Origin of the sequence: Vibrio echinoideorum (assembly GCF_024347455.1) — a bacterium.
Lineage (GTDB): Bacteria > Pseudomonadota > Gammaproteobacteria > Enterobacterales > Vibrionaceae > Vibrio > Vibrio echinoideorum.
In genome coordinates this window covers 1,601,504-1,621,258 of record NZ_AP025484.1, presented here as the reverse complement: position 1 = coordinate 1,621,258, position 19,755 = coordinate 1,601,504, and the positions used below count along the sequence as shown (strand labels likewise).

The following is a 19,755-nucleotide window of genomic DNA, read 5'->3' as shown; positions in this document are numbered from 1 at the left end:
TTGGATTATTAATGTGTTCAGGCTTTGAATAAAAAGCGAACTCAGTTTAACAAAAAGCCACGATGGCGAGAAGTCATCGTGGCTTAAATTATTTTATCAATTGTGAACACGATTAATGATGATCGTGATTCATCTTTTTCATGCCGCTCATCACTTTCTTCACTGGTGCATCGAAGGTCTGCGTTTCACCATTGGCGAAGGTCAGTGTCATCTCGATTTGCTCACCTTCTTTTAGGCTGCTTGCTAGGTCGAACAACATGATGTGTAGGCTACCTGGTTTGAGTACCGCTTCACCGTTCGCAGGGATGGTGATCTCTTGAACTTGGCGCATTTTCATAACATCGCCATCCATGATTACATCATGAAGTTCTACTTTACCTGCTGCAGGTGTTGTTGCAGAAACAATAGCGCGATCTTTATCGCTGTGGTTCATCAGAGTCGTGAACACCGCGCTGTTCACTGCTGAAGGCGGGGTTGCACGAGCGTACGCGTCATGAACCATTATGTCACTACTAGCCTGAGTAAAAGGGGTGAGCAATAAGCCTGCTAGAGCAAGTGCTTTTAACTTCATGTTGTTGTCCTTAATTTTTATGTTTTTGGTCTGGGACCTGACTTTTTGTTCGAACTTTATTAGTTAAGTTCTTTATTTTTTATACGTTGTTCCTGGTCGTTGATGACTGGGTACGTTAGCGTGTTAACGTGTTGATGGCCTCAACAATTGGCGCTGGTGTCAACGTGTGCGGTACTTTGGTAATCAAAGTACCGTCGGGCTTTAAAAAATAGAAATATGAGCTGTGGTCTAGGGTGTATTCCAACTCTGAACCTTCAAGCTTGGTCTTTCTGAAAATAACACCGTAGTTATGCGCAAGCGTTGTTGTCACATCCAATGGACCACTCAATCCTTCCATCATCGGGTGGAAGTATTGCGCGTATTCATACGAGGCTTCAGCGGCATCACGTTCAGGGTCAAGAGAAACAAACATCGGGCGAATCTTTGCTTTTGCTTCATCAGAGACTTGGTTAAGTGCTCCGGCTAACATAGCCAGAGAAGTCGGGCACACATCCGGGCAACGTGTGAAACCGAAATAAACGATACGAATTCTGTCATCGGTTTGGTCAAAGATTTCCGTTGGCTGGTTGTCTTTGCCGAAAAGAGTCGTTGCGGAAAACTCTTGTTTTGCAGCGTGTTGTTCTTGAACTTCGTTTTGCCCATCAAGATAGCTTTTGACACCAAAGCCAAGTACAAAAGCGACAACCAATGCTAACGACCAATTTCTACTCATCTTGCCATCCTTATTGCAGGGTTTACAGTATCGACACCATCAGTGAGTTCACCGACCCATGTCATTTTATCTAAAGTACATACAGGTAAAATCACTTCACCTTCATAGGTATTATTGCTAATGCTCTTCAATTGAAAACGCGCTGATCCCATTTCCATTTCTAAACCAGTGAGCGATAACATCAGTGTCTCAGATGCAGCACCTTCCCAAACGACCTTTATCTTTGTGGGTAGAAGAGGTTGCGCGGTTTCGCGATCAAGCGACATTGAAATGGATTCTTGCTCACACGATATGGTTGAAAGCATGCAGTAGTCATCCAAGTTGACTTCGGCAGTTGAGTGCTCAATGACCGACTTAAATTTTTGAAATACTTGCGGCCCATAAAAACCTGCCACGAGAGCAATGCCAAGAGCCACCACCTTTAATGCTGGGTGCATGTCGTGTTCTCATCTAATTTTATAAGAGCGGCGATGTTATCACACCCCTCAATACGTGCTTGTATCAAAAAGCAATTTTGTGCGTATTGTAGAACTAAAAAAGCGAAGCCATAGGCTTCGCTTTTATCTATATAAGAAGGGTGTTGAGCTTAATGTTTATTAGACTCATCGATTCTTAAGTTTGCTCAAAGGGACGCTGATTGGTTAATTCGCGTTACGCTCTCCGAACTTTTCAAGTCCAAGAACCAACGCAATTGCCACTAACATCATCACAATAGACAATGTAAGTTGAGACGGTTGAGCAGTCACCGCTTCAAAGTTGAAAGGTGATAAGTTCTCTTGGAGCAGAGGAACTTCTTCGCCTTTCGAGTTGATACGCCAGCTGATGGTTTCTTTCCAAGGCCAAATCTTTGGTAGCGTGCCAATCATCAAACCGGTTAAGAACACTAACGTGAAATCTCGGAATGAGCGTAATAACCAAGAGAGCACATGTGAGAAGGTCAATAAACCGATGACACAACCACCAAGGAATAGTGCAAGTACATCGATTTGAAACTCTTTAACTGCGCCAAGAACCGGTCCATACATGCCAATCAATAGCAGAATAAAGCTGCCTGAGATGCCTGGCAAAATCATCGCACAAATCGCAATTGCACCCGCGATTAGGATGTTGATGCTGGTTGGTTCCATTTGCAGAGGTTTAAGCACGGTGATGCTGTATGCGAAGGCAACACCAAGCAGCAAAAACACGAATCGAATCATATCGCGCTTTTCTACTTGCTTAAGAATATGGAAAACCGACACCAAGATAAGGCCAAAGAAGAACGACCATAAAGGAACAGGGTGCGTGACCAATAGCCAAGAGATGAGTTTCGCAAATGTCGCGATGCTGGTGAAAACGCCCGCGAACAATGAGATTAAGAAAAAACCATTGATGTGGCTAAACGCGGCCTTGAAGCCTTCACGTTTCCATAAGCCAAGTACGCTAGGGTTAATTCTTCGAATGCTTTCTAGCAGCGTATCGTAGATACCAGTAATGAATGCGATGGTCCCGCCTGACACGCCAGGGACAACGTCGGCTGCGCCCATTGCCATGCCTTTGAAAAAAGTACTTAAGTAGTTCATTGCTTCATAGAGTTGAGTGTGATTTTGTGCAGTATACAAACTTTAGTGTAAAAAAAGTATGAATATGCCCTTGATCAAGTGCTTTTATTCCCTTTGAAATTGTTAGGGAATAAGTTGAAGTGAACGTTTGCCTAATATTTACAATACAACCACTTAGTAATCTATCAGTAATGCCCAATGATGAAACAGGTCTCTTATCAATATTGCATCTTGGTTGCATTATGCAAATGCACTTTGCAATTCGCATGTTAAATTGTCGGTTTTTATGCGATGCAGGGCTTATAAAACGTCGAATAAAAGTTGGCACGCTAACTGCATTATATTAATTGACCCTTCTTAAGCCGAGGGTCACCTAGCCAACTGACGTTGTTAGTGAACCTATTGATTTGTTCACAAATATATAGAGCCAATCGCGATTATTGCGGTTGGCTATTTTTTTGTCTGTCATTTGTCTATCTTCGTTTTTCTTCTTTTCTAAGTTCAAAACAAAAAAAAAGCTAGCCACCATCGGCGACTAGCTCATACTTTATCGAATATCGAATATCGAATATCGAATATCGAATCTGCTTTAATACCCCATTAACTGCAATAAGTTCTCAGCAGTACTTATCGCTTCTTTACGGTTTGCAATATTGAGCTTTTGATAAAGGTTTCGAATGTGAGTCTTGATTGTGGTACCCGCAACATCCAACTCTTGGGCTATCTGCTCATTACTAAAGCCAGAATAGATTAAGCCAAGCACTTGCCATTCACGTTGGGTGAGTGGGCTAGTACGCACAAGCTCAGGAATATTCGGGTGGTTCACCAAGTTCTCGACAAAGTCTTCGTCAAAGTGAACCGAGCGGCTACGTTGGGTGGTTGAGATATCTTTCATGATCTGTTGAGCACGATGACGTTCTAAATCCCCTAAACCAGGCTTATTGCTCAACTTATCTAGGATATGACCAATAGTGCCACCATCTACCAAGAAGTTACCGACCATACCCGTTTGATTGGTCATATGTAGGGCTTCTTCAAGAAGCAGGCGTGCACTATCTTCGTCGTTAATTTGGGTGCGCAGCACCGCTTCAACAATCAAGTTTCGATTGGTATCAGTCACAAGGTGAGAGCGTTGTGCTTCACTTTTCAAGAACGCTAATGCTTCTTCTGCGTCTTCGTATTGCTCAAGAATGATGTGAGCACGAACAATGTTTCTCCACTGAAGCTGACAGAAGTGGTTACTTGCTGATTCAGGTCGAACTGCCACATTTAGCCAGTCACGGATAGATTCTTTATCGCCTTTTACTTGCCAGAATAGGATCAAAGAAAGAGAGGCGTTCGCCGTCCAATCTACATGGTAAGTGGATTGACGTAATAAGTGCTGAATTTGGTCGATAAACTTTGATGCTTTATCAATTTCACCACGACTCAGCGAGATACGAGCCAGCATTGAGTAACTGTGCAAGTGTTTGCTCGGTGAGTGATGACCAAGGATATCTAAGCCTTTGTAACAACACTCTTCTGCTTCATCTAATCGGTTCCAACACCAGAATATCTGCGCACGTACACGAAGCAAGAACTCGTGCAGTGGCACGTATTGCAACTGATGCTCTTCAATCAATTTGAACGCACTGTCTTGGAGCTCGAATGCAGCTTGAACATAACCTTGAGCAATCAATATTTCGCTCTGTTGCAGAATGGCCCACAGCGCTTGGTGGTAAACCTGATATTGACGTGCGAGTTTCTCGGTCTGTTGCATCATAGGCAGCGCACGACTGAGGTTACCCATTACGTGGTTTACTTCGCCGACAACAGACGTTGCCACAATGCGGCTACGATAAACCGTGGTGTTTAACTGGCTTAGTGAAAGCTCTGCCAATTCCAGTGCTCTTTCGGGTTCATTACTATTGATGGCGACTTGCGCGCGCAGGGCGTTGTATTGCCCTTGCTGCTGAGTATCCAGTTCGATGTTTCGCGCTTGATACTGAGTCTCGGCTTCTTCAAGTAATGTGCCTACTTGATCATAGCGGTGCTGACTTTGTGCAAGCCACGCACGTAACATGGATAGTTTTGGCTCACTGTAAAGCTGATCTGTGGTCAATTGTTTGATCGCCATCTCTAGCGAAGACAACTCACCTTGGTTGAACATTGGCCAGCCGTGCTCTGTCAGTATTTGGATGATCAGCTCAGGATCTTCAGCTCGCTGTGCATGTCGCAGTGCTTGATGAGGCGTTTTCTGTTTGATCCATGCTTTGGCTGCACTTCGATGCAACTCTGCTTCTTGCTGAGGAATTCGTGCTTGGCGTTCGTGCGCTAGAAACTCACCAAACAGGTTATGGAAGCGGTACCAGTTTTTTTCGCCCTCAAGAGGGTAGATGAACAAACCGAATCGGTTGAGTGATTCGATCATTCCCAGTGCGTCTTCACGTTGTGTCAGCGCGCAGACCAATTCGTCATTGAAGTGATCAAGTACGGAACATTGCATCAGGAACTGTCGTGTCTCTTTATCTAACAGATCAAACACTTCTTCAACCAAATAGTCCCATAGATGAGCATGGTTAAAGTGCGAGAACGATTCGGCGGACTGAGCAAGTGTGCGTTTTTGATGCTGCGCTTGAAGCGCAATAAGTTGAAGTGCAGAAGGCCAGCCTTCTACATAAGTACAGATACTACCTGCAGTGGTGTCATCAACGCCATCGGCGACGCGTTGATTAAAAAAGCGAGTGGTCTCTTCTGTATCGAAAGCCAGAGAGTCGTTACCTATCTCTATCATTAAGTCGCGCACGCGAAGGTTAGCGGTACCAAGAGGTGGTGTACCACGGCTTGTCACGACGAGAGTTAGATTGTCGGGCATGTGTTTGAGGAAAAAGCGCATCGCTTCATGAATGTCATCATTGTTGACCAAATGGTAGTCATCCAACACAAGAAAACATTCGTGATGGAATTCGGACATTTCAGCAAACACTTCACTTAATAAAGAATGCAGTGATGAAAATTGTCGTTTTTCTGCCAACTTTTGGGCATTAGGACACGCATTTTGAGTTGCTTTGTTAAGTGCTTGCAGTAGGTAGTTGATGAAACGGAATGCATCGTTGTCACTATCATCGATGCTGTACCAACCTACATTGGGTTTATCTACCAGCCATTGTGCAGCCATGGTGGTCTTGCCATATCCCGCTGGAGAACGGAACAATACTAGCTTATAGCAATCTGCGTTCTGGAGCAGATCGAGCACTCTCGGTCGCAGGATTGCATTATGTAAGCGGCCGGGACGAGTCAGTTTCGAAGGGATCCACATGTCGAAGTTTTTCACCTATTCCGTGGCTTATGCTCTGGATTATCTCAATCTATCGTTGAGTACGGTCCAATGACATTAGCCTAATTACTTAAGTCTTCGCTCATACTACGTGAAGCAAAACGATACCGACTATGATCCTCCTCAGAAACCTTGCACTCCTGCATGTTTTTAGTGTTCTACGCCCTTTATTTGTGACTTTGCTCACTTAGCGGGGTGGTTTGTGTCTGTGACTTTGTCCTTTGATACACAAGATTTTATGCAAAAGGTGAGATACAAAAAATATTTTCGTGATCTGAATATCAGATTTGGCAATAACTTCAAATGGGTTAAATAAAAGTCACATCAATTGGGGTTAAGTTATCGAACGGGAGCTTGTGATCTCAGTCACTCCAAGTTTTTGTTCTAAGTCAGAACATGAGAGTCAGATCACTAACCAATTGTTGGTACGCCCCCTACGCCCTCCCATCTACTCCTAGTTAGTCGTACGGCCGGGAGGATGTTTAGTTAATGGTGACCATGCACGATATGTCACAGATGAATTAGAACTATTAAAAGCGAGATTTCTGAAATGAAACCAACTCAGCAAAAAACTTTCGATAAAGTGTCGTTCCAAGAGAGCGTTAAGAAACATTTATCTGCAACATACGCAACAAAAATTGAAAATGCAGATAGCCGTACATGGTACCTAGCAATGGGCCGTGCGTTAGCAGAATTAACAACATTTGACCTGCTAGAAACTGAAAATGACGAAAAAATTAAGAACGCAAAGAGCGTTAACTACCTTTCATTAGAGTTTTTGATTGGCCGCTTAACAGGTAACAACCTAATCAGCATGGGCCTATACGAGCAAATCACTCACGCAATGGAAGAGTTAGGTCAAAACCTAACTGACCTTCTAGAAGAAGAGCGCGACCCATCACTAGGTAACGGTGGCCTTGGTCGTCTTGCAGCTTGTTTCATGGATTCTTGTGCCGCTCAAGAATACCCAACAGTCGGTTACGGTCTTCACTACGAATACGGTCTATTCAAACAGTCTTTCCAAGATGGTCGTCAACAAGAAGCACCAGACGCGTGGCGTGGTGTTGAAGGTTACCCTTGGGAAGTTGCTCGTCCAGAACTAGCACAGCACATTGGTTTCTACGGTCATGTTGAAGTTGAATACATCGACGGTAAAGAAGTACGTACTTGGGTTCCAGGTATGGAAGTGAAAGCAATGCCTTGGGATCTACCTATCGTAGGTTACGAGTCAAATACGGTGTACCCGCTGCGTCTTTGGGAATGTCAGGCAATTGCACCTTTCTCACTAGCAAGCTTCAACAACGGTGACTACTTCGAAGCGCAACACTCGCTAATCGATGCAGGTAACATCACTAAGGTTCTTTACCCGAACGACAACCACGAGAAAGGTAAAACTCTGCGTTTAATGCAGCAGTACTTCCACTCAGCAGCGTCTGTTCGCGATATTCTACGTCGTCACGAAGCAGCAGGTTTCTCTCTAGAAGACCTTCCTAAGCAAGAAACGATTCAACTGAACGATACGCACCCAACTATCGCTATCCCTGAATTGATGCGCATTCTGATCGATGAGAAAGGTTTAACTTGGGATCAAGCTTGGGAAATCAGTGCTCACACGTTCGCATACACGAACCACACACTGCTTCCAGAAGCTCTAGAAACTTGGTCTGAGTCGCTAATTAAGCGTCTACTTCCTCGTCATATGGAAATCATTTTTGAAATCAACCACCGCTTCATGCAAGAAGTTCGTAAGATGTGGCCTGGTGACGGTGAGAAGCAAGCGAAGCTTTCTATCATCCAAGAAGGTTTCCACCGCATGGTTCGCATGGCAAACCTATGTGTGATCGGTTCTTACAAAGTAAACGGTGTAGCTGCGCTTCACTCTCAATTGGTTAAGAAAGACTTGTTCCCTGAGTTCAACGAAATCTTCCCAGGTAAACTGACTAACGTAACGAACGGCATCACGCCACGTCGTTGGTTGAAGTTCTGTAACCCAGGTCTATCTACGCTAATCACGGGCAAGATCGGTACTGAGTGGCCAGCAAAACTTGAGCAGCTTGAAGGCATCGCTAAGTTTGCAACAGACGCGAAATTCCAAAAAGAATTCATGGCTGTTAAGAAAGAAAACAAACAGCGCCTTGCTGATTGGGTTCAAGAGAACATGGGTATCGAGCTAGATACTAACGCTATCTTCGACGTTCAAATCAAGCGTCTACACGAATACAAGCGTCAACACCTAGATTTGCTACACATTCTATCTCTGTACCACCGTATTCTTAACGAACCTGGTTTCGAATGTGAGCCACGCGTATGTTTCTTCGCAGCAAAAGCAGCACCGGGTTACCACCTAGCAAAAGAAATCATCTTCGCGGTTAACAAGATTGCAGAGAAGATCAACAACGATCCTCGCATCGGTAACAAGTTGAAAGTGGTATTCATTCCTGACTACCGTGTAAGCATGGCTGAAATTATTATTCCAGCAGCAGACGTTTCTCAGCAAATTTCATTAGCTGGTAAAGAAGCATCGGGTACGGGCAACATGAAGATGGCACTTAACGGCGCTCTAACTATCGGTACGATGGATGGCGCAAACGTTGAGATTCGTGAAGAAGTTGGCGATGAAAACATCTACATCTTCGGCCTAGACGTTGATGGTGTTGTGGCATTGCAAGCTCAAGGTTACAACCCTTACGACTACTACAATGCAGACCCACTACTGAAAGCATCTCTAGATCTACTGACTGGCGATGAGTTCTCTCCAGGTCAGCCAGGTCTTCTACGTGCAACGTTTGATAGCCTGCTAGACGGTGGTGACCCATACCTATGTCTTGCTGACTTCGCTTCTTACGTGAAAGCACATGAAGACATGAGCAAGCAATACAAAGACCAAGCAGGTTGGGCTAAGAAAGCGATTCTTAACACAGCATTGGTTGGTAAGTTCACATCAGACCGCTCAATCCGCGATTACGTGAACAACATTTGGAAACTTGAAGCGGTTAACCGTTAATAGCTCCAAAGTAGCCAAGGCAGTTTCTGCCTTGGCTCATTAACTTGTGAGCAAACCAGTAGTTTACAAATTAACGGCTTATAAACTGAGTGGCTCATAAGCTAATTGATGAGCAAAAGATTAAATAACAACCCTACAAAATTGAAAGCGTTAGAACGTTTTCGGAGAGAGCGATGAAAGAACAGACCGTATTAAAACAAGTCGCAGAAATGGCAAATATTGCCGACAGTTACGTTAGTGCGTGGGGCGATGAAGCACAAGTATCAGATGAGACAATCACGTCTCTATTGGCTTCATTGGGCTACGATACAAGCAGCGATGATGCACTGCTAAAATCAGCAGAAAGAAAACACAAAAAAGATGTACTAGACCCAGTTCTTGTCTTGCGTGATGGTGAGCCAGTAGAAGTGGCGCTTAATCTAGGTGTAAGTGCTCGTGAAAGCGAGTTTAGCTGGCGCTTAGAAACCGAGCAAGGAGAGGTACTTGAAGGCTATCTTCAATCTCAAGTCGTTCGTGATGAGCGCGCAGAGGGTGGCCCTTTAGTGTTTGCATTGCCAAGTGATTTGGCATGGGGTTACCACAAGTTGATTGTAAGCCGTAAGCGCCGTAAAAAGCCTTACGAGATGACACTGATTATTACACCAAAAGCGTGTTTTAAGCAGTCACCAATCGAGCAAGGCAAAAAGCTTTGGGGACCAAGCGTTCAACTCTACACACTAAGAACTCAGCACAACTGGGGCATTGGTGATTTCGGCGACCTTAAACAGCTTGTTGCTGATATCGCGTCTCGCGGTGGTGATTTTGTAGGCTTGAACCCAATTCACTCTTTGTTCCCTGCGAACCCAGAAGGTGCGAGCCCATACAGCCCGTCCTCACGTCGTTGGTTGAACATCTTATACATTGATGTGAGCTCAGTACCTGAATTTGCATTAAGTGCAGAAGCACAACAAACGGTAGGTAGCGCGGAGTTCCAACAGCGCTTGCAAAAAGCTCGTGAAGCACACTGGGTAAACTACACCGAAGTGTCTGAGCTTAAGATGAGCATCTTGCCTCTGTTATTCGCAGAATTTAAGACTCGTCATTTAGACAAGAACAGCGATCGTGCACAAGCGTTTTTAGCGTTTGTTGAAGAGGGCGGTGAAAGCCTGATGCATCAAGCGGCATTTGATGCTCTGCACGGTGAGCTGCACGCTGAAGATTCAGGTATGTGGGGATGGCCTGTATTCCCAGAAAAGTACCGCACATTCGAAAGCCCAGCAACACAGAAATACATCAAAGAGAACCTAGAGAACGTTCATCTATACATGTACCTGCAATGGTTAGCGGATTGCCAGATCAACGATGCACAGTCTCTTGCAGAAGAGAAAGGCATGGCGGTTGGTTTGTACCGTGACCTAGCTGTTGGCGTTGCGGATTCGGGCAGCGAAACATGGGCCGATGAAGGCAACCTAGTGATGGATGCGAGCATTGGTGCTCCACCTGATGTTCTTGGTCCTTTAGGTCAAAACTGGGGCTTACCACCGCTTAACCCTGAAGTACTTCAGGAAACAAGTTACGACGCTTACATCAAGTTGCTTCGAGCAAACATGAAGCATTGTGGTGCGTTGCGTATTGACCATGTTTTAGGTCTATTGCGCTTGTGGTGGATTCCAAAAGGTGAAAACGCAACTAAAGGCGCGTACATCTACTACCCAGTACAAGATATGTTGTCGATTCTGGCGCTTGAATCTCATCGTTATCAATGTAGCGTTATCGGTGAAGACTTAGGTACGGTACCTGATGAGATTGTCGACATTCTGGCTGATGCTGGTGTGCATTCTTACAAAGTGTTTTTCTTCGAAACATCAGAAGACGACGGTGGTTTCATCTCACCTAAGCACTATGCATCACAATCAATGGCGGCACTGTGTACTCATGATATGCCAACGCTACGTGGTTTCTGGCACTGTGATGACTTAAAAATGGGTCAAGAGATTGGTTTATACCCAGATGCAGAACAATTAGAAACGTTGTTTGATGACCGTCTAGAGTGTAAGCAAGGTATCTTAGATTCTGTGGCATGGCATGGCTTCTTGCCTGAAGGTGTTGGTCGCGATGCTGCTCATGTACCAATGGATTCATACCTAGCTGAAGCACTTCAACTGCACGTTGCTGCTGGTGGCTCAACATTATTGAGTATACAACTTGAAGATTGGTTGGAGATGGACAAGCCGGTTAACATTCCTGGCACCGTTGATGAGTACCCTAACTGGCGTCGTAAACTATCAATGAACTTGGACGAAATTTTTGCACACGAAGGGGTTAATCGTATCGCTTCTAAGCTAACTGTCGTTCGAGAAAAAGCAGGTAAGTAATGATGTTGAGTGGCTTGGAAATACGTGGTTTTTTGCTTACGCCGTACGAAACTACAACCTCGGTCACTCAATAATGAATGCTCATCTGGTAGAATAAACCGTCGTTATATTGCCCGCACTAATAGCGGGCATTTTTGTATTATATTTTTTGGATGTTTGGTTAGGGAGAAACGTTTTGGAACTAAGTTCGACTTCAAAGCAAAAACAAATATATACCCAACTATCACAGGCTTGTTTCACTGACCCATTTGCATTTTTAGGGCCATACTTACCTTCTGACCAAGGTGCATTAAGAGTATGGATTCCTGGGGCAGATAAAGTTGAGTTGATTGTCGGGAAGGAACCTCGTATTGAGTTAGCGCGAGAGGGTGAAAGTGGTTTCGTGCTTAAGCAAGAAAGAGACTTACGTTTTACTCATTATAAGCTGGCTGTTGACTGGGCTGGAGTAGAACAGGTCATCAATGACCCATACCAGTACCACGATCTGTACGCAAGCTATGAAGAGCTTCATACACCTAAAGATATGTATCATCACATGGGGGCTCAGTTTATTACGCTAGAGCGTGATGGACAGAAGGTTTCAGGTACTCGTTTCTTGGTCTATGCTCCGCATGCAACGGCGGCAAGCTTGGTCGGGAACTTCAACGCTTGGGATGGTCGTCGCCACCCAATGCAACGCTTAGATTATGGTATGTGGGGTCTATTCATTCCTGAGTTGGAAGAAGGCGCTCAATACAAATTTGAATTAAAAGGACCTGATGGGGAAGGCTTGCCACATAAAGCTGACCCATGGGGTTTCTACTCTGAACAGTACCCTTCATTTTCCTCTGTTACTTATGATCACGCTCGTTATGAGTGGCAAGACACTAAGTGGCAAAATCGCCCAGTTACGCAGAAACGTAAAGAAGCGCTTTCGTTCTATGAACTGCACGCCGGTTCTTGGAAACGCAACGCTGAAGGTGATTTCCTAAACTATCGTGAACTTGCTGCTGAATTAATCCCATACCTGACTGATCTTGGTTATACGCATGTCGAGTTGATGCCCGTTTCAGAACACCCGTTCTACGGTTCTTGGGGCTACCAGCCTATTGGTTTATTTGCACCAACAAGTCGTTTTGGTTCACCGGATGATTTCAAGTATTTCGTCGACCAATGTCACCAAGCTGGCTTAGGTGTGGTGCTTGATTGGGTTCCTGCTCACTTCCCTAGTGATGACCATGGTTTAGCAAACTTCGATGGTACGCCATTGTTCCATGATCCTGACCCTCGCCGTGGTTGGCACCAAGATTGGAACTCGTACATTTACGATTTAGGCAAAGAGCATGTGCGTCGTTTCTTGGTTGCGAATGCGCTTTACTGGTTCGAACAATTCCATATTGATGGGATCCGTGTGGATGCGGTTGCTTCGATGTTGTACCTCGATTATTCGCGCAGTCATGATCAATGGATTCCGAATGCAGACGGTGGCAACGAAAACTATGACGCTATCGCAACGCTGAAGTGGATGAACGAAGAAGTTTACAAGCATTTCCCGAATGCGATGACGATTGCCGAAGAATCTACGGCTTTCCCTGGTGTTTCGGCACCGACCTTTATGGGCGGTTTAGGCTTCGGATTTAAGTGGAATATGGGTTGGATGCACGACAGTTTATCTTATATTCAAGAAGACCCAATTAACCGTAAATATCACCACGATACGATTACCTTCCCGCTGGTTTATGCTCACAGCGAAAACTACGTATTGTCTCTGTCTCACGACGAAGTGGTTTACGGTAAAGGCTCCATCCATAACAAGATGCCTGGTGATGAATGGCAGCAAACGGCGAACTTACGTGCTTATATGGGATACATGTACGCACAGCCGGGTAAAAAACTGAACTTCATGGGCGCTGAATTTGGCCAGACGGCAGAATGGAATCATGACGACCAACTGCAATGGTTCTTGCTTGATTATGAACGTCACCAAGGAGTACAGAGCTTAACCAGAGATCTGAACAACCTATATCGTTCTGAACCAGCAATGCATGATCTTGATTTTGATCCACAAGGTTTTGAATGGCGTCTTCAAGATTCAGAAGAAGCGAGTATTCTAGCTCATGAGCGTATCAGTGAATCAGGTGAGCGTGTCTTAGTGATATCTAACTTCACTCCTGTTCCTCATGAACATTTCCGCCTCGGTGTCCCAACGCAGGGTAAATACTCACTGCTGTTGAATACAGACTCGGATGATTATGCGGGAAGCGGCTTTGAAGTGAAGCCGGTTGCTGAGGTTGAACAAGTGGCAAGTGAAGGCTTAGATACATCGATTGAGCTACGCTTACCACCGTTATCGACGGTTTTCTACAAGCTCAACTAAGCTACAAACTCAACTAAGCTATAAGCTGAATGAGTCTGTGAGCCAGTTAATTGACTAATTGAATGCGTTTGTAAACTGTTCAATTTATTACAGAACTAAAAAAGGGAGCCTTAGGCTCCCTTTTTATTGCGTTAAAACTAATTTGACCGCGTTCCAAAGTTGGTTAGATAGAACATTGAACGTCCTACTACGGTTTCAAGGATACGAACAGAGTCGGCTCCAAAGCTTTCAAACATCTTCTCACGAAACTGTCCGTCTGAACTGATATTAAATGCTTCTGGACTTTTGATCTGTGAGGCATGGAAAAACATCAATTTAATAACGAATCGGAACTGCTCATCATCTAAGGCATTTTGCCAAGACTGAACAAATACCTCTTCCGATGCGAAGTCTAGACTCTCTATCACAATCGATAGCATGTGCTTGTGAAGCACTGAGCGGATAGCACGAGTCGATGGATAATAACCCTGAAGCGTCGTTAAACTAATGCCAATTTCTTGAGCAATCCTTGCATAAGTTAATGCTTCATGTCCTTCAGCCAGAAAAAGGTTTAATACGATTTCATCGTAGTTCTTTTGATTTTCTAGTTTCTGTACTTGAGTAATTCGAGCCATTACAAATCTCTATTGAGTGTGACATTCTGTATATAAATTACGGATTGAGGATATTAGCAAACTATCTGGAAATAGACCTTAAAAAACAAAAAATCACGTATAAAAAAATATAATTTATCCATATTTTATACGTAAATTGTTGTTTGTGAATAATAAAGGCCGCTTGAGTAAGCGGCCTTTGTTTGTATTGGGTATGTTTGTGTAGAGTTTGCGAAGTTTAGAAAGGGTACCAGAACAGTTGATCTTCGAGTGCTCTCTTTGTGATTGCGAGTATCACGACTAATGTAATAACGGTTAAACAAACAAAGTCGACACGTTTCAAAGGCGCATAGCTATACCAAGTACGTGCTTTGTGTCGGCCAAAACCTCGCAGTGTCATTGCATTTGAAATCTCGTCTGCTCGGTCCAAACTAGAAAAAATCAATGGTCCAAGAACTTTAGCGACATTTTTAATACGTGTAATGAGTGGTGCCTTTTTCGACAGTTCCACACCGCGAGCCTGCTGAGCATGCATGATATTAATGAAGTCTTTTTTAACTTCTGGTAAATAACGTAGTGTTAAGCTCACCGCATACGCAATCTTGTATGGAACACCGATACGGTTGAGGCTAGCTGCAAACTCAGTTGGGTGTGTAGTGAAGACAAAGATTAACGCAATCGGGAACATGCTCATGTACTTAAGTGTTACCGTGACTAAGTAAAACAGCGTCTCTTGGCTCAACGAATAGTTGCCAGGTAGCGTTAACAGTATGTTCTCACTACCGATAAGCTCAGTACCTTGTTGTGGAGCGAGTAGATACATAAACAAAGCGTTTAAGCTCAGAACACTAGCCGTACCAATTAATAAAGGCTTATACACGCGCATAGGTACATTGGTGAGCTTTAGTAGATATAAGCCAGTCACAATCAGCAAAACAATCAATCTTAGGTCGAAAGTGGTTAGAACTACGGTTACCCAAGCTAAGAAAAGTGCAAATTTCGTGATGCCATTAAGAGCGTGAAGCGGGGATTTCGTGTCAATGTAATTGATGCCGAATTTTACTTTTGATGCGTTCATAGTGAACTTCTCTCGTAATCGATGAAGTATTGCATAAACGCATTGGTATCGTCGATTTTCATCATAGTCGCGAGTTCATAAATACTGGTCGTACAAAGGTTTGCACGCTCTAGAAGTGATGGCTGACTAAATACTTCAGTCATGGCTGCATTAGCGATGAGTTTACTGTCTGCAATCACAATTGAACGTGTGGTGTACTCTAGAACGAGGTGCATGTCGTGTGAAATGATGACCACAGTGATATCCAGTTCTCGGTTGAGCTTTTGAATAAACGCCAACATCGATGTGTAGTTACGGTAGTCTTGTCCAGCCGTCGGCTCGTCTAAGATCAGAAGCTCAGGTTCCAATACTAATATAGATGCGATCGTTACACGTTTTTTCTGACCATAGCTCAGTGCTTCAATCGGCCAGTGGCGGAACTTGCTTAACCCACACAGCTCAAGAACGTTCTCGACTTTTGCTTTGATAAGCTCTTCTGCAACGCCGCGGTTACGAAGACCAAATGCTATCTCATCAAAAATCATATGATGCGAGATCATATGATTTGGGTTTTGCATTACCACGCCGACTTTCTGGCTTCGCTCAAAGATGGAAAGTTCAGATAGGTCTTGACCATTAAGATATGAAGAGCCTGAATCGGCATCAATCACACCCATAATGATCTTGGTGATGGTTGATTTACCGGAACCGTTTTTTCCTAAGATCGAAACAAACTCACCTTTACCAATCTTGAAGCTCACATCTTCGAGTGCGTTTTTCTCGCCGTCGTAAGAATAAGTTAGACCATGAACTTCGAGTAAAGGTTGGTACTGCTTTTCTGCAGTTGGGGCTGGGCGTTCAGCAAACCAAGCTTGGACTGAAGGGCGGAATCTTTTGTAATCTAAAGCTTTGAGGTTTGAAAGTTTATCTTCGTTAGTCAGAGGTGCCTTTGCTGCTTTAAGCGCAGACAGATAAAGAGGTTCTCGAATACCGTGTTTATCAAGTAGCTCGGACGCTAAGATTTCATCGGGAGTCATGTCTGCGACGATTTCACCACGCTCCATTAAGATCACACGATCAATATCGCGATGTAGAACATCCTCAAGGCGATGCTCGATAATCACAATAGTCTTGTTGGTTTCTTTATGAAGTTGGTCGATGATCTCAATAGTTGCCTTGCCTGTTTTAGGGTCGAGGCTTGCTAGAGGTTCGTCAAACAGCAAAATGTCGACATCATCCACTAGGATACCTGCCAACGATACACGTTGTTTTTGACCACCGGAGAGATCATGAGGAGAGCGCTCAAGCATATCTTCTAGGTCGACCATTTTTGCCGTCGACTTAACCAAAGGGTACATATCAAGGTTCGACATCAACTGATTTTCTAACGCGAATGCGATATCTTCGCCGATACTTAAACCAACAAATTGGCTGTCGGTATCTTGTAATACCGTACCAACTTGCTCGGTATAGTCGTGCATTGAAAGATCAGAAATGTTCTTACCGTTGATCTCTAGGGAGCCCGTTACTTCACCTTTAATCGCATGAGGAATCAGACCATTTAGGCACTGACCTAGGGTAGATTTCCCACTACCACTGGGTCCAATAATGACGATTTTCTCTCCTTTCTCTATCCTTAGATTGATATTTTTTAGCGTCGGTTTATCCAGCGACTCATATCTAAAAGAGAAGTTCGAAAATGCTATAGTCATTAGCGCTTATGCCTCAGTCAGGTTGCGGCTTTGTTTGTTGCGTTTAGCGACTGATTTTAGGATCAAGAAGCCAACAACCGCAATCAGGACGGTATTACCGGCTGCGATAATAGACAGTTGAGTAAATACTTTGGTGAACGGTTCTGCATATAAGATGGTATCTAAGAACGCGGAGCAGCCGTAACCTACCACATTACCGACAAGCGCAAGTATGACAAATAGCGCGAAATCCTTCATTGGAAGTTCGCCCTGTTGAAGGCGATTTTTGGTTACCATTGGGAACAGACCGATAACCATGCCCACGATACCTGAGCCTAATACCCAAGTTAACCATACGCCCCAACCTGCGAATAAATCGGTAACCCAATGGCCAATAAAACCAACCAAGAAGCCAACAATAGGGCCAAATAGAACAGAAAACAGTGCAAGGACTGCCATTGCTGGTTTCAATGTCGTGTTAGCAAACACTGGGACACCAAACATAGGTAAACCACCAATGCCATACAGCGCCGCGCCAATGGCAATAACGACGACTGTTTTAGCTGAAAAGTTCATAGATAACCTCGAATACTGAAAGATAAAGCATAATAAAAAACTAATATTCGCCATTATTAATATGCGTCTCAATGAGACCGTTTTTTGGGCAAATATGAAAAATAAGGCGCGCATTATACAGTAGAACCCTTCCATAAGGGAAGGTAAGTGTCTAGATGTCTAAAATTCCATCCGAACATGTAAATATCACGGAAAAAGCGCAACTTTGTGGTTAATCAAGCAACAAAAAAGCCAGAACTGGTCTGGCTTTTTCATTCATCTTAACAATGTGTTAAGTCCATTGGTGGCCCAGTGACAGGCCATTTAATGGTTTTGGTCGAAGCAAAGTAGTGGTTTGGGTATCAGTAACTTAGTGATCTAGGTATAGATAATTCTGCCAGCTCTTCATTCTAATAAGCACTTTACGCATAATTGATACGTGAGTGAAGCTATCAGAATAAACAGCAACCTCAACCGCAGTACCCATAGGCAAGTGGTATTCAGATAGGTCATCAGTGATGGTTAACTTAACAAACACACGACCGCTGGTACGCAGTGCCTCAGTACCAAGTAGAGTACCTCGAGCTTGGAATTGGCTCTCACCAATCGCTGGAATTACTTCATCAATACGACCTTTGAAAATTTTACCAGGAAGCGCGCGGAACAGAAATTCGGCTTCGTAGCCAGGTTGTAGACGCTGCAATGAATTCTGTCTGAATGCTGCAGTATAGAACTGAGCTTCGGTGTGAACAAAAGTCATAACGGGAGCAAGAGGAAGTGGTACTGCCATTACGCCCGGACGCAATGCTAATTGCGTAACGTATCCTTCAGTAGGAGCTCTAACGACGGTTTGTTCTAAGTCAAACTGAGCTTTACGTAATTCAGCTAGTAAGCTCAAAACCGCGGTGTTCTCACCACCTATTTCAGAATCCAAGGCGATTTTTGCTTGTTCCAAATTGGCATCTGCAACTTTTACTGCGGCTTCTGATGCTTTGTAAGCTTGTCTGCGTGTGTCTAATTGTTGCTCAGTAAAGGCTCCACTGTCATAGCCGCGTTTGTAACGAGAAAATTCACGTTGTGCCTTATCTCTCTCTGCGATAGCTTTGACTTTTGCCGCCTCCGCTTCGGTTACCTCTGATTCCATCCCAAGAGCACCTTGGCTCGCTTCTTTTACTTTCGCCTCTAATCTTGCGACCTCAGCTTCAAACGGAATAGGGTCAATTTTGAAAAGAATATCCCCTTGTTTAAGAGGTTTATTTGCCTCTACAGGCACTTCAATGACTTTACCTCTCACACCAGAAACGATTGGTGTTGTTGAGTAGACTTGGTTACCAATTTGTGTGAAAGGGTGGTTATAGTTCATCAATAGGATCAAGGTACCTATGATGACGACGCCACCAAGAACAGCTGTTGGCACTGTCCATTTGTTTAGCGGAATATTAAATACTTTGAAGATGGTGATACAAAGCGCCGCGTAGGTCATTATCAGCAGTAAATCCATTACTTAACCTCCTGATCTTGAGCGTTGTTCTGAGCTTTTTCGGAATGAGCTTGTTCAGCATTAGTTTGCTTAAGCTTAACGATTTCTTCTTGAAGAGTACTGACTTGATCGATCAAAGCATCAACTCGATGGTGAATATCGTGTTGTTCTTCTTCGAGTTTAGCGAAGCCCCAACCGCGATCTTTACGCCATAGCGTTGCCCAAATCCACAGAAATGGCCAAATAGTGTGTAAGGTGAATAGGCTAACCCAGCCTGAGACATGAATAGCATCTTGATGAGGGTGATTGCGTTCTTTTGCTATTTCATAGGGAATATCGTGAATGACGATGATGCCGTAAAAGATTACTAGCGCAACGAAAATAAGTAGGCCGAGTGCAAAGTAGTCTAAAAACATAACAGATCCTTGTAATGTTAGATATTAGTTATAAAGATACTACGCTATCATCCAAGTAATTGTTATAAAAATGATTTACCTAGTTGAAAATAATGTGTGTTCGCTTCTA

The 19,755-nt window shown here is 43.9% G+C and carries 14 protein-coding genes; 3 read left to right on the top strand and 11 right to left on the bottom strand.

Going from position 1 to position 19,755, the window contains the following annotated elements:
- Positions 1–112: 112 nt before the first annotated feature.
- From OCV36_RS23225 to malT, 5 genes are all read right to left on the bottom strand, one after another.
- On the bottom strand, positions 113–571 hold the full coding sequence (locus tag OCV36_RS23225) for a copper chaperone PCu(A)C (RefSeq protein WP_017073655.1): 459 nt from the start codon (positions 569–571) through the stop codon (positions 113–115).
- 115 nt (positions 572–686) lie between these two features.
- On the bottom strand, positions 687–1,283 hold the full coding sequence (locus tag OCV36_RS23220; RefSeq protein WP_054545862.1) for an SCO family protein: 597 nt from the start codon (positions 1,281–1,283) through the stop codon (positions 687–689).
- Positions 1,280–1,720 carry a hypothetical protein gene (locus OCV36_RS23215; protein ID WP_135454381.1) on the bottom strand — a complete coding sequence of 147 codons (441 nt, stop codon included), beginning with the start codon at positions 1,718–1,720 and terminating at the stop codon, positions 1,280–1,282. Before OCV36_RS23215 ends, OCV36_RS23220 begins: the two co-directional genes overlap by 4 nt.
- Positions 1,721–1,924: 204 nt before the next feature.
- On the bottom strand, positions 1,925–2,845 hold the full coding sequence (locus OCV36_RS23210; protein WP_032497677.1) for a DUF368 domain-containing protein: 921 nt from the start codon (positions 2,843–2,845) through the stop codon (positions 1,925–1,927).
- 568 nt (positions 2,846–3,413) lie between these two features.
- A complete protein-coding gene (gene malT / locus OCV36_RS23205; RefSeq protein WP_029224864.1) occupies positions 3,414–6,122 on the bottom strand; it encodes an HTH-type transcriptional regulator MalT in 2,709 nt (902 codons plus the stop codon).
- A gap of 568 nt (positions 6,123–6,690) precedes the next feature.
- Here malT and OCV36_RS23200 point away from each other — a divergent pair.
- From OCV36_RS23200 to glgB, 3 genes are all read left to right on the top strand, one after another.
- Positions 6,691–9,144, top strand: a complete 2,454-nt coding sequence (locus tag OCV36_RS23200; protein ID WP_017073660.1) for a glycogen/starch/alpha-glucan phosphorylase — start codon at positions 6,691–6,693, stop codon at positions 9,142–9,144.
- Positions 9,145–9,317: 173 nt separating this feature from the next.
- Entirely contained in the window at positions 9,318–11,498 is a 2,181-nt protein-coding gene (malQ, locus tag OCV36_RS23195; protein WP_017073661.1) for a 4-alpha-glucanotransferase, read from the top strand.
- A gap of 175 nt (positions 11,499–11,673) precedes the next feature.
- Positions 11,674–13,854 (top strand): 1,4-alpha-glucan branching protein GlgB, encoded by a 2,181-nt coding sequence (gene glgB, locus OCV36_RS23190; RefSeq protein WP_135454383.1) that lies wholly within the window; start codon positions 11,674–11,676, stop codon positions 13,852–13,854.
- Positions 13,855–13,991: 137 nt separating this feature from the next.
- Here glgB and OCV36_RS23185 read toward each other — a convergent pair whose 3' ends face one another.
- The 6 genes from OCV36_RS23185 to OCV36_RS23160 form a co-directional block, all read right to left on the bottom strand.
- On the bottom strand, positions 13,992–14,468 hold the full coding sequence (locus tag OCV36_RS23185) for a hypothetical protein (protein WP_017073663.1): 477 nt from the start codon (positions 14,466–14,468) through the stop codon (positions 13,992–13,994).
- A 217-nt stretch (positions 14,469–14,685) separates the two neighbouring features.
- On the bottom strand, positions 14,686–15,525 hold the full coding sequence (locus OCV36_RS23180; protein WP_135454384.1) for an energy-coupling factor transporter transmembrane component T family protein: 840 nt from the start codon (positions 15,523–15,525) through the stop codon (positions 14,686–14,688).
- Entirely contained in the window at positions 15,522–17,216 is a 1,695-nt protein-coding gene (locus tag OCV36_RS23175) for an ABC transporter ATP-binding protein (RefSeq protein ID WP_135454386.1), read from the bottom strand. Before OCV36_RS23175 ends, OCV36_RS23180 begins: the two co-directional genes overlap by 4 nt.
- A 6-nt stretch (positions 17,217–17,222) precedes the next feature.
- On the bottom strand, positions 17,223–17,771 hold the full coding sequence (locus OCV36_RS23170; protein ID WP_029224865.1) for an ECF-type riboflavin transporter substrate-binding protein: 549 nt from the start codon (positions 17,769–17,771) through the stop codon (positions 17,223–17,225).
- 349 nt (positions 17,772–18,120) lie between these two features.
- Positions 18,121–19,251 (bottom strand): HlyD family secretion protein, encoded by a 1,131-nt coding sequence (locus OCV36_RS23165; RefSeq protein ID WP_017073667.1) that lies wholly within the window; start codon positions 19,249–19,251, stop codon positions 18,121–18,123.
- Positions 19,251–19,646 carry a DUF3302 domain-containing protein gene (locus OCV36_RS23160; protein WP_017073668.1) on the bottom strand — a complete coding sequence of 132 codons (396 nt, stop codon included), beginning with the start codon at positions 19,644–19,646 and terminating at the stop codon, positions 19,251–19,253. The genes OCV36_RS23165 and OCV36_RS23160 overlap by 1 nt, the downstream gene beginning before the upstream one ends.
- Positions 19,647–19,755 lie beyond the last annotated feature (109 nt).

What these genes read in the sequence shown, in the direction of transcription:
- OCV36_RS23225 (WP_017073655.1), bottom strand. Translation starts at nt 571, where the DNA reads ATGAAGTTAAAAGCACTTGCTCTAGCAGGCTTATTGCTCACCCCTTTT.
- OCV36_RS23220 (WP_054545862.1), bottom strand. Translation starts at nt 1,283, where the DNA reads ATGAGTAGAAATTGGTCGTTAGCATTGGTTGTCGCTTTTGTACTTGGC.
- OCV36_RS23215 (WP_135454381.1), bottom strand. Translation starts at nt 1,720, where the DNA reads ATGCACCCAGCATTAAAGGTGGTGGCTCTTGGCATTGCTCTCGTGGCA.
- OCV36_RS23210 (WP_032497677.1), bottom strand. Translation starts at nt 2,845, where the DNA reads ATGAACTACTTAAGTACTTTTTTCAAAGGCATGGCAATGGGCGCAGCC.
- malT (WP_029224864.1), bottom strand. Translation starts at nt 6,122, where the DNA reads ATGTGGATCCCTTCGAAACTGACTCGTCCCGGCCGCTTACATAATGCA.
- OCV36_RS23200 (WP_017073660.1), top strand. Translation starts at nt 6,691, where the DNA reads ATGAAACCAACTCAGCAAAAAACTTTCGATAAAGTGTCGTTCCAAGAG.
- malQ (WP_017073661.1), top strand. Translation starts at nt 9,318, where the DNA reads ATGAAAGAACAGACCGTATTAAAACAAGTCGCAGAAATGGCAAATATT.
- OCV36_RS23185 (WP_017073663.1), bottom strand. Translation starts at nt 14,468, where the DNA reads ATGGCTCGAATTACTCAAGTACAGAAACTAGAAAATCAAAAGAACTAC.
- OCV36_RS23180 (WP_135454384.1), bottom strand. Translation starts at nt 15,525, where the DNA reads ATGAACGCATCAAAAGTAAAATTCGGCATCAATTACATTGACACGAAA.
- OCV36_RS23175 (WP_135454386.1), bottom strand. Translation starts at nt 17,216, where the DNA reads ATGACTATAGCATTTTCGAACTTCTCTTTTAGATATGAGTCGCTGGAT.
- OCV36_RS23170 (WP_029224865.1), bottom strand. Translation starts at nt 17,771, where the DNA reads ATGAACTTTTCAGCTAAAACAGTCGTCGTTATTGCCATTGGCGCGGCG.
- OCV36_RS23165 (WP_017073667.1), bottom strand. Translation starts at nt 19,251, where the DNA reads ATGGATTTACTGCTGATAATGACCTACGCGGCGCTTTGTATCACCATC.
- OCV36_RS23160 (WP_017073668.1), bottom strand. Translation starts at nt 19,646, where the DNA reads ATGTTTTTAGACTACTTTGCACTCGGCCTACTTATTTTCGTTGCGCTA.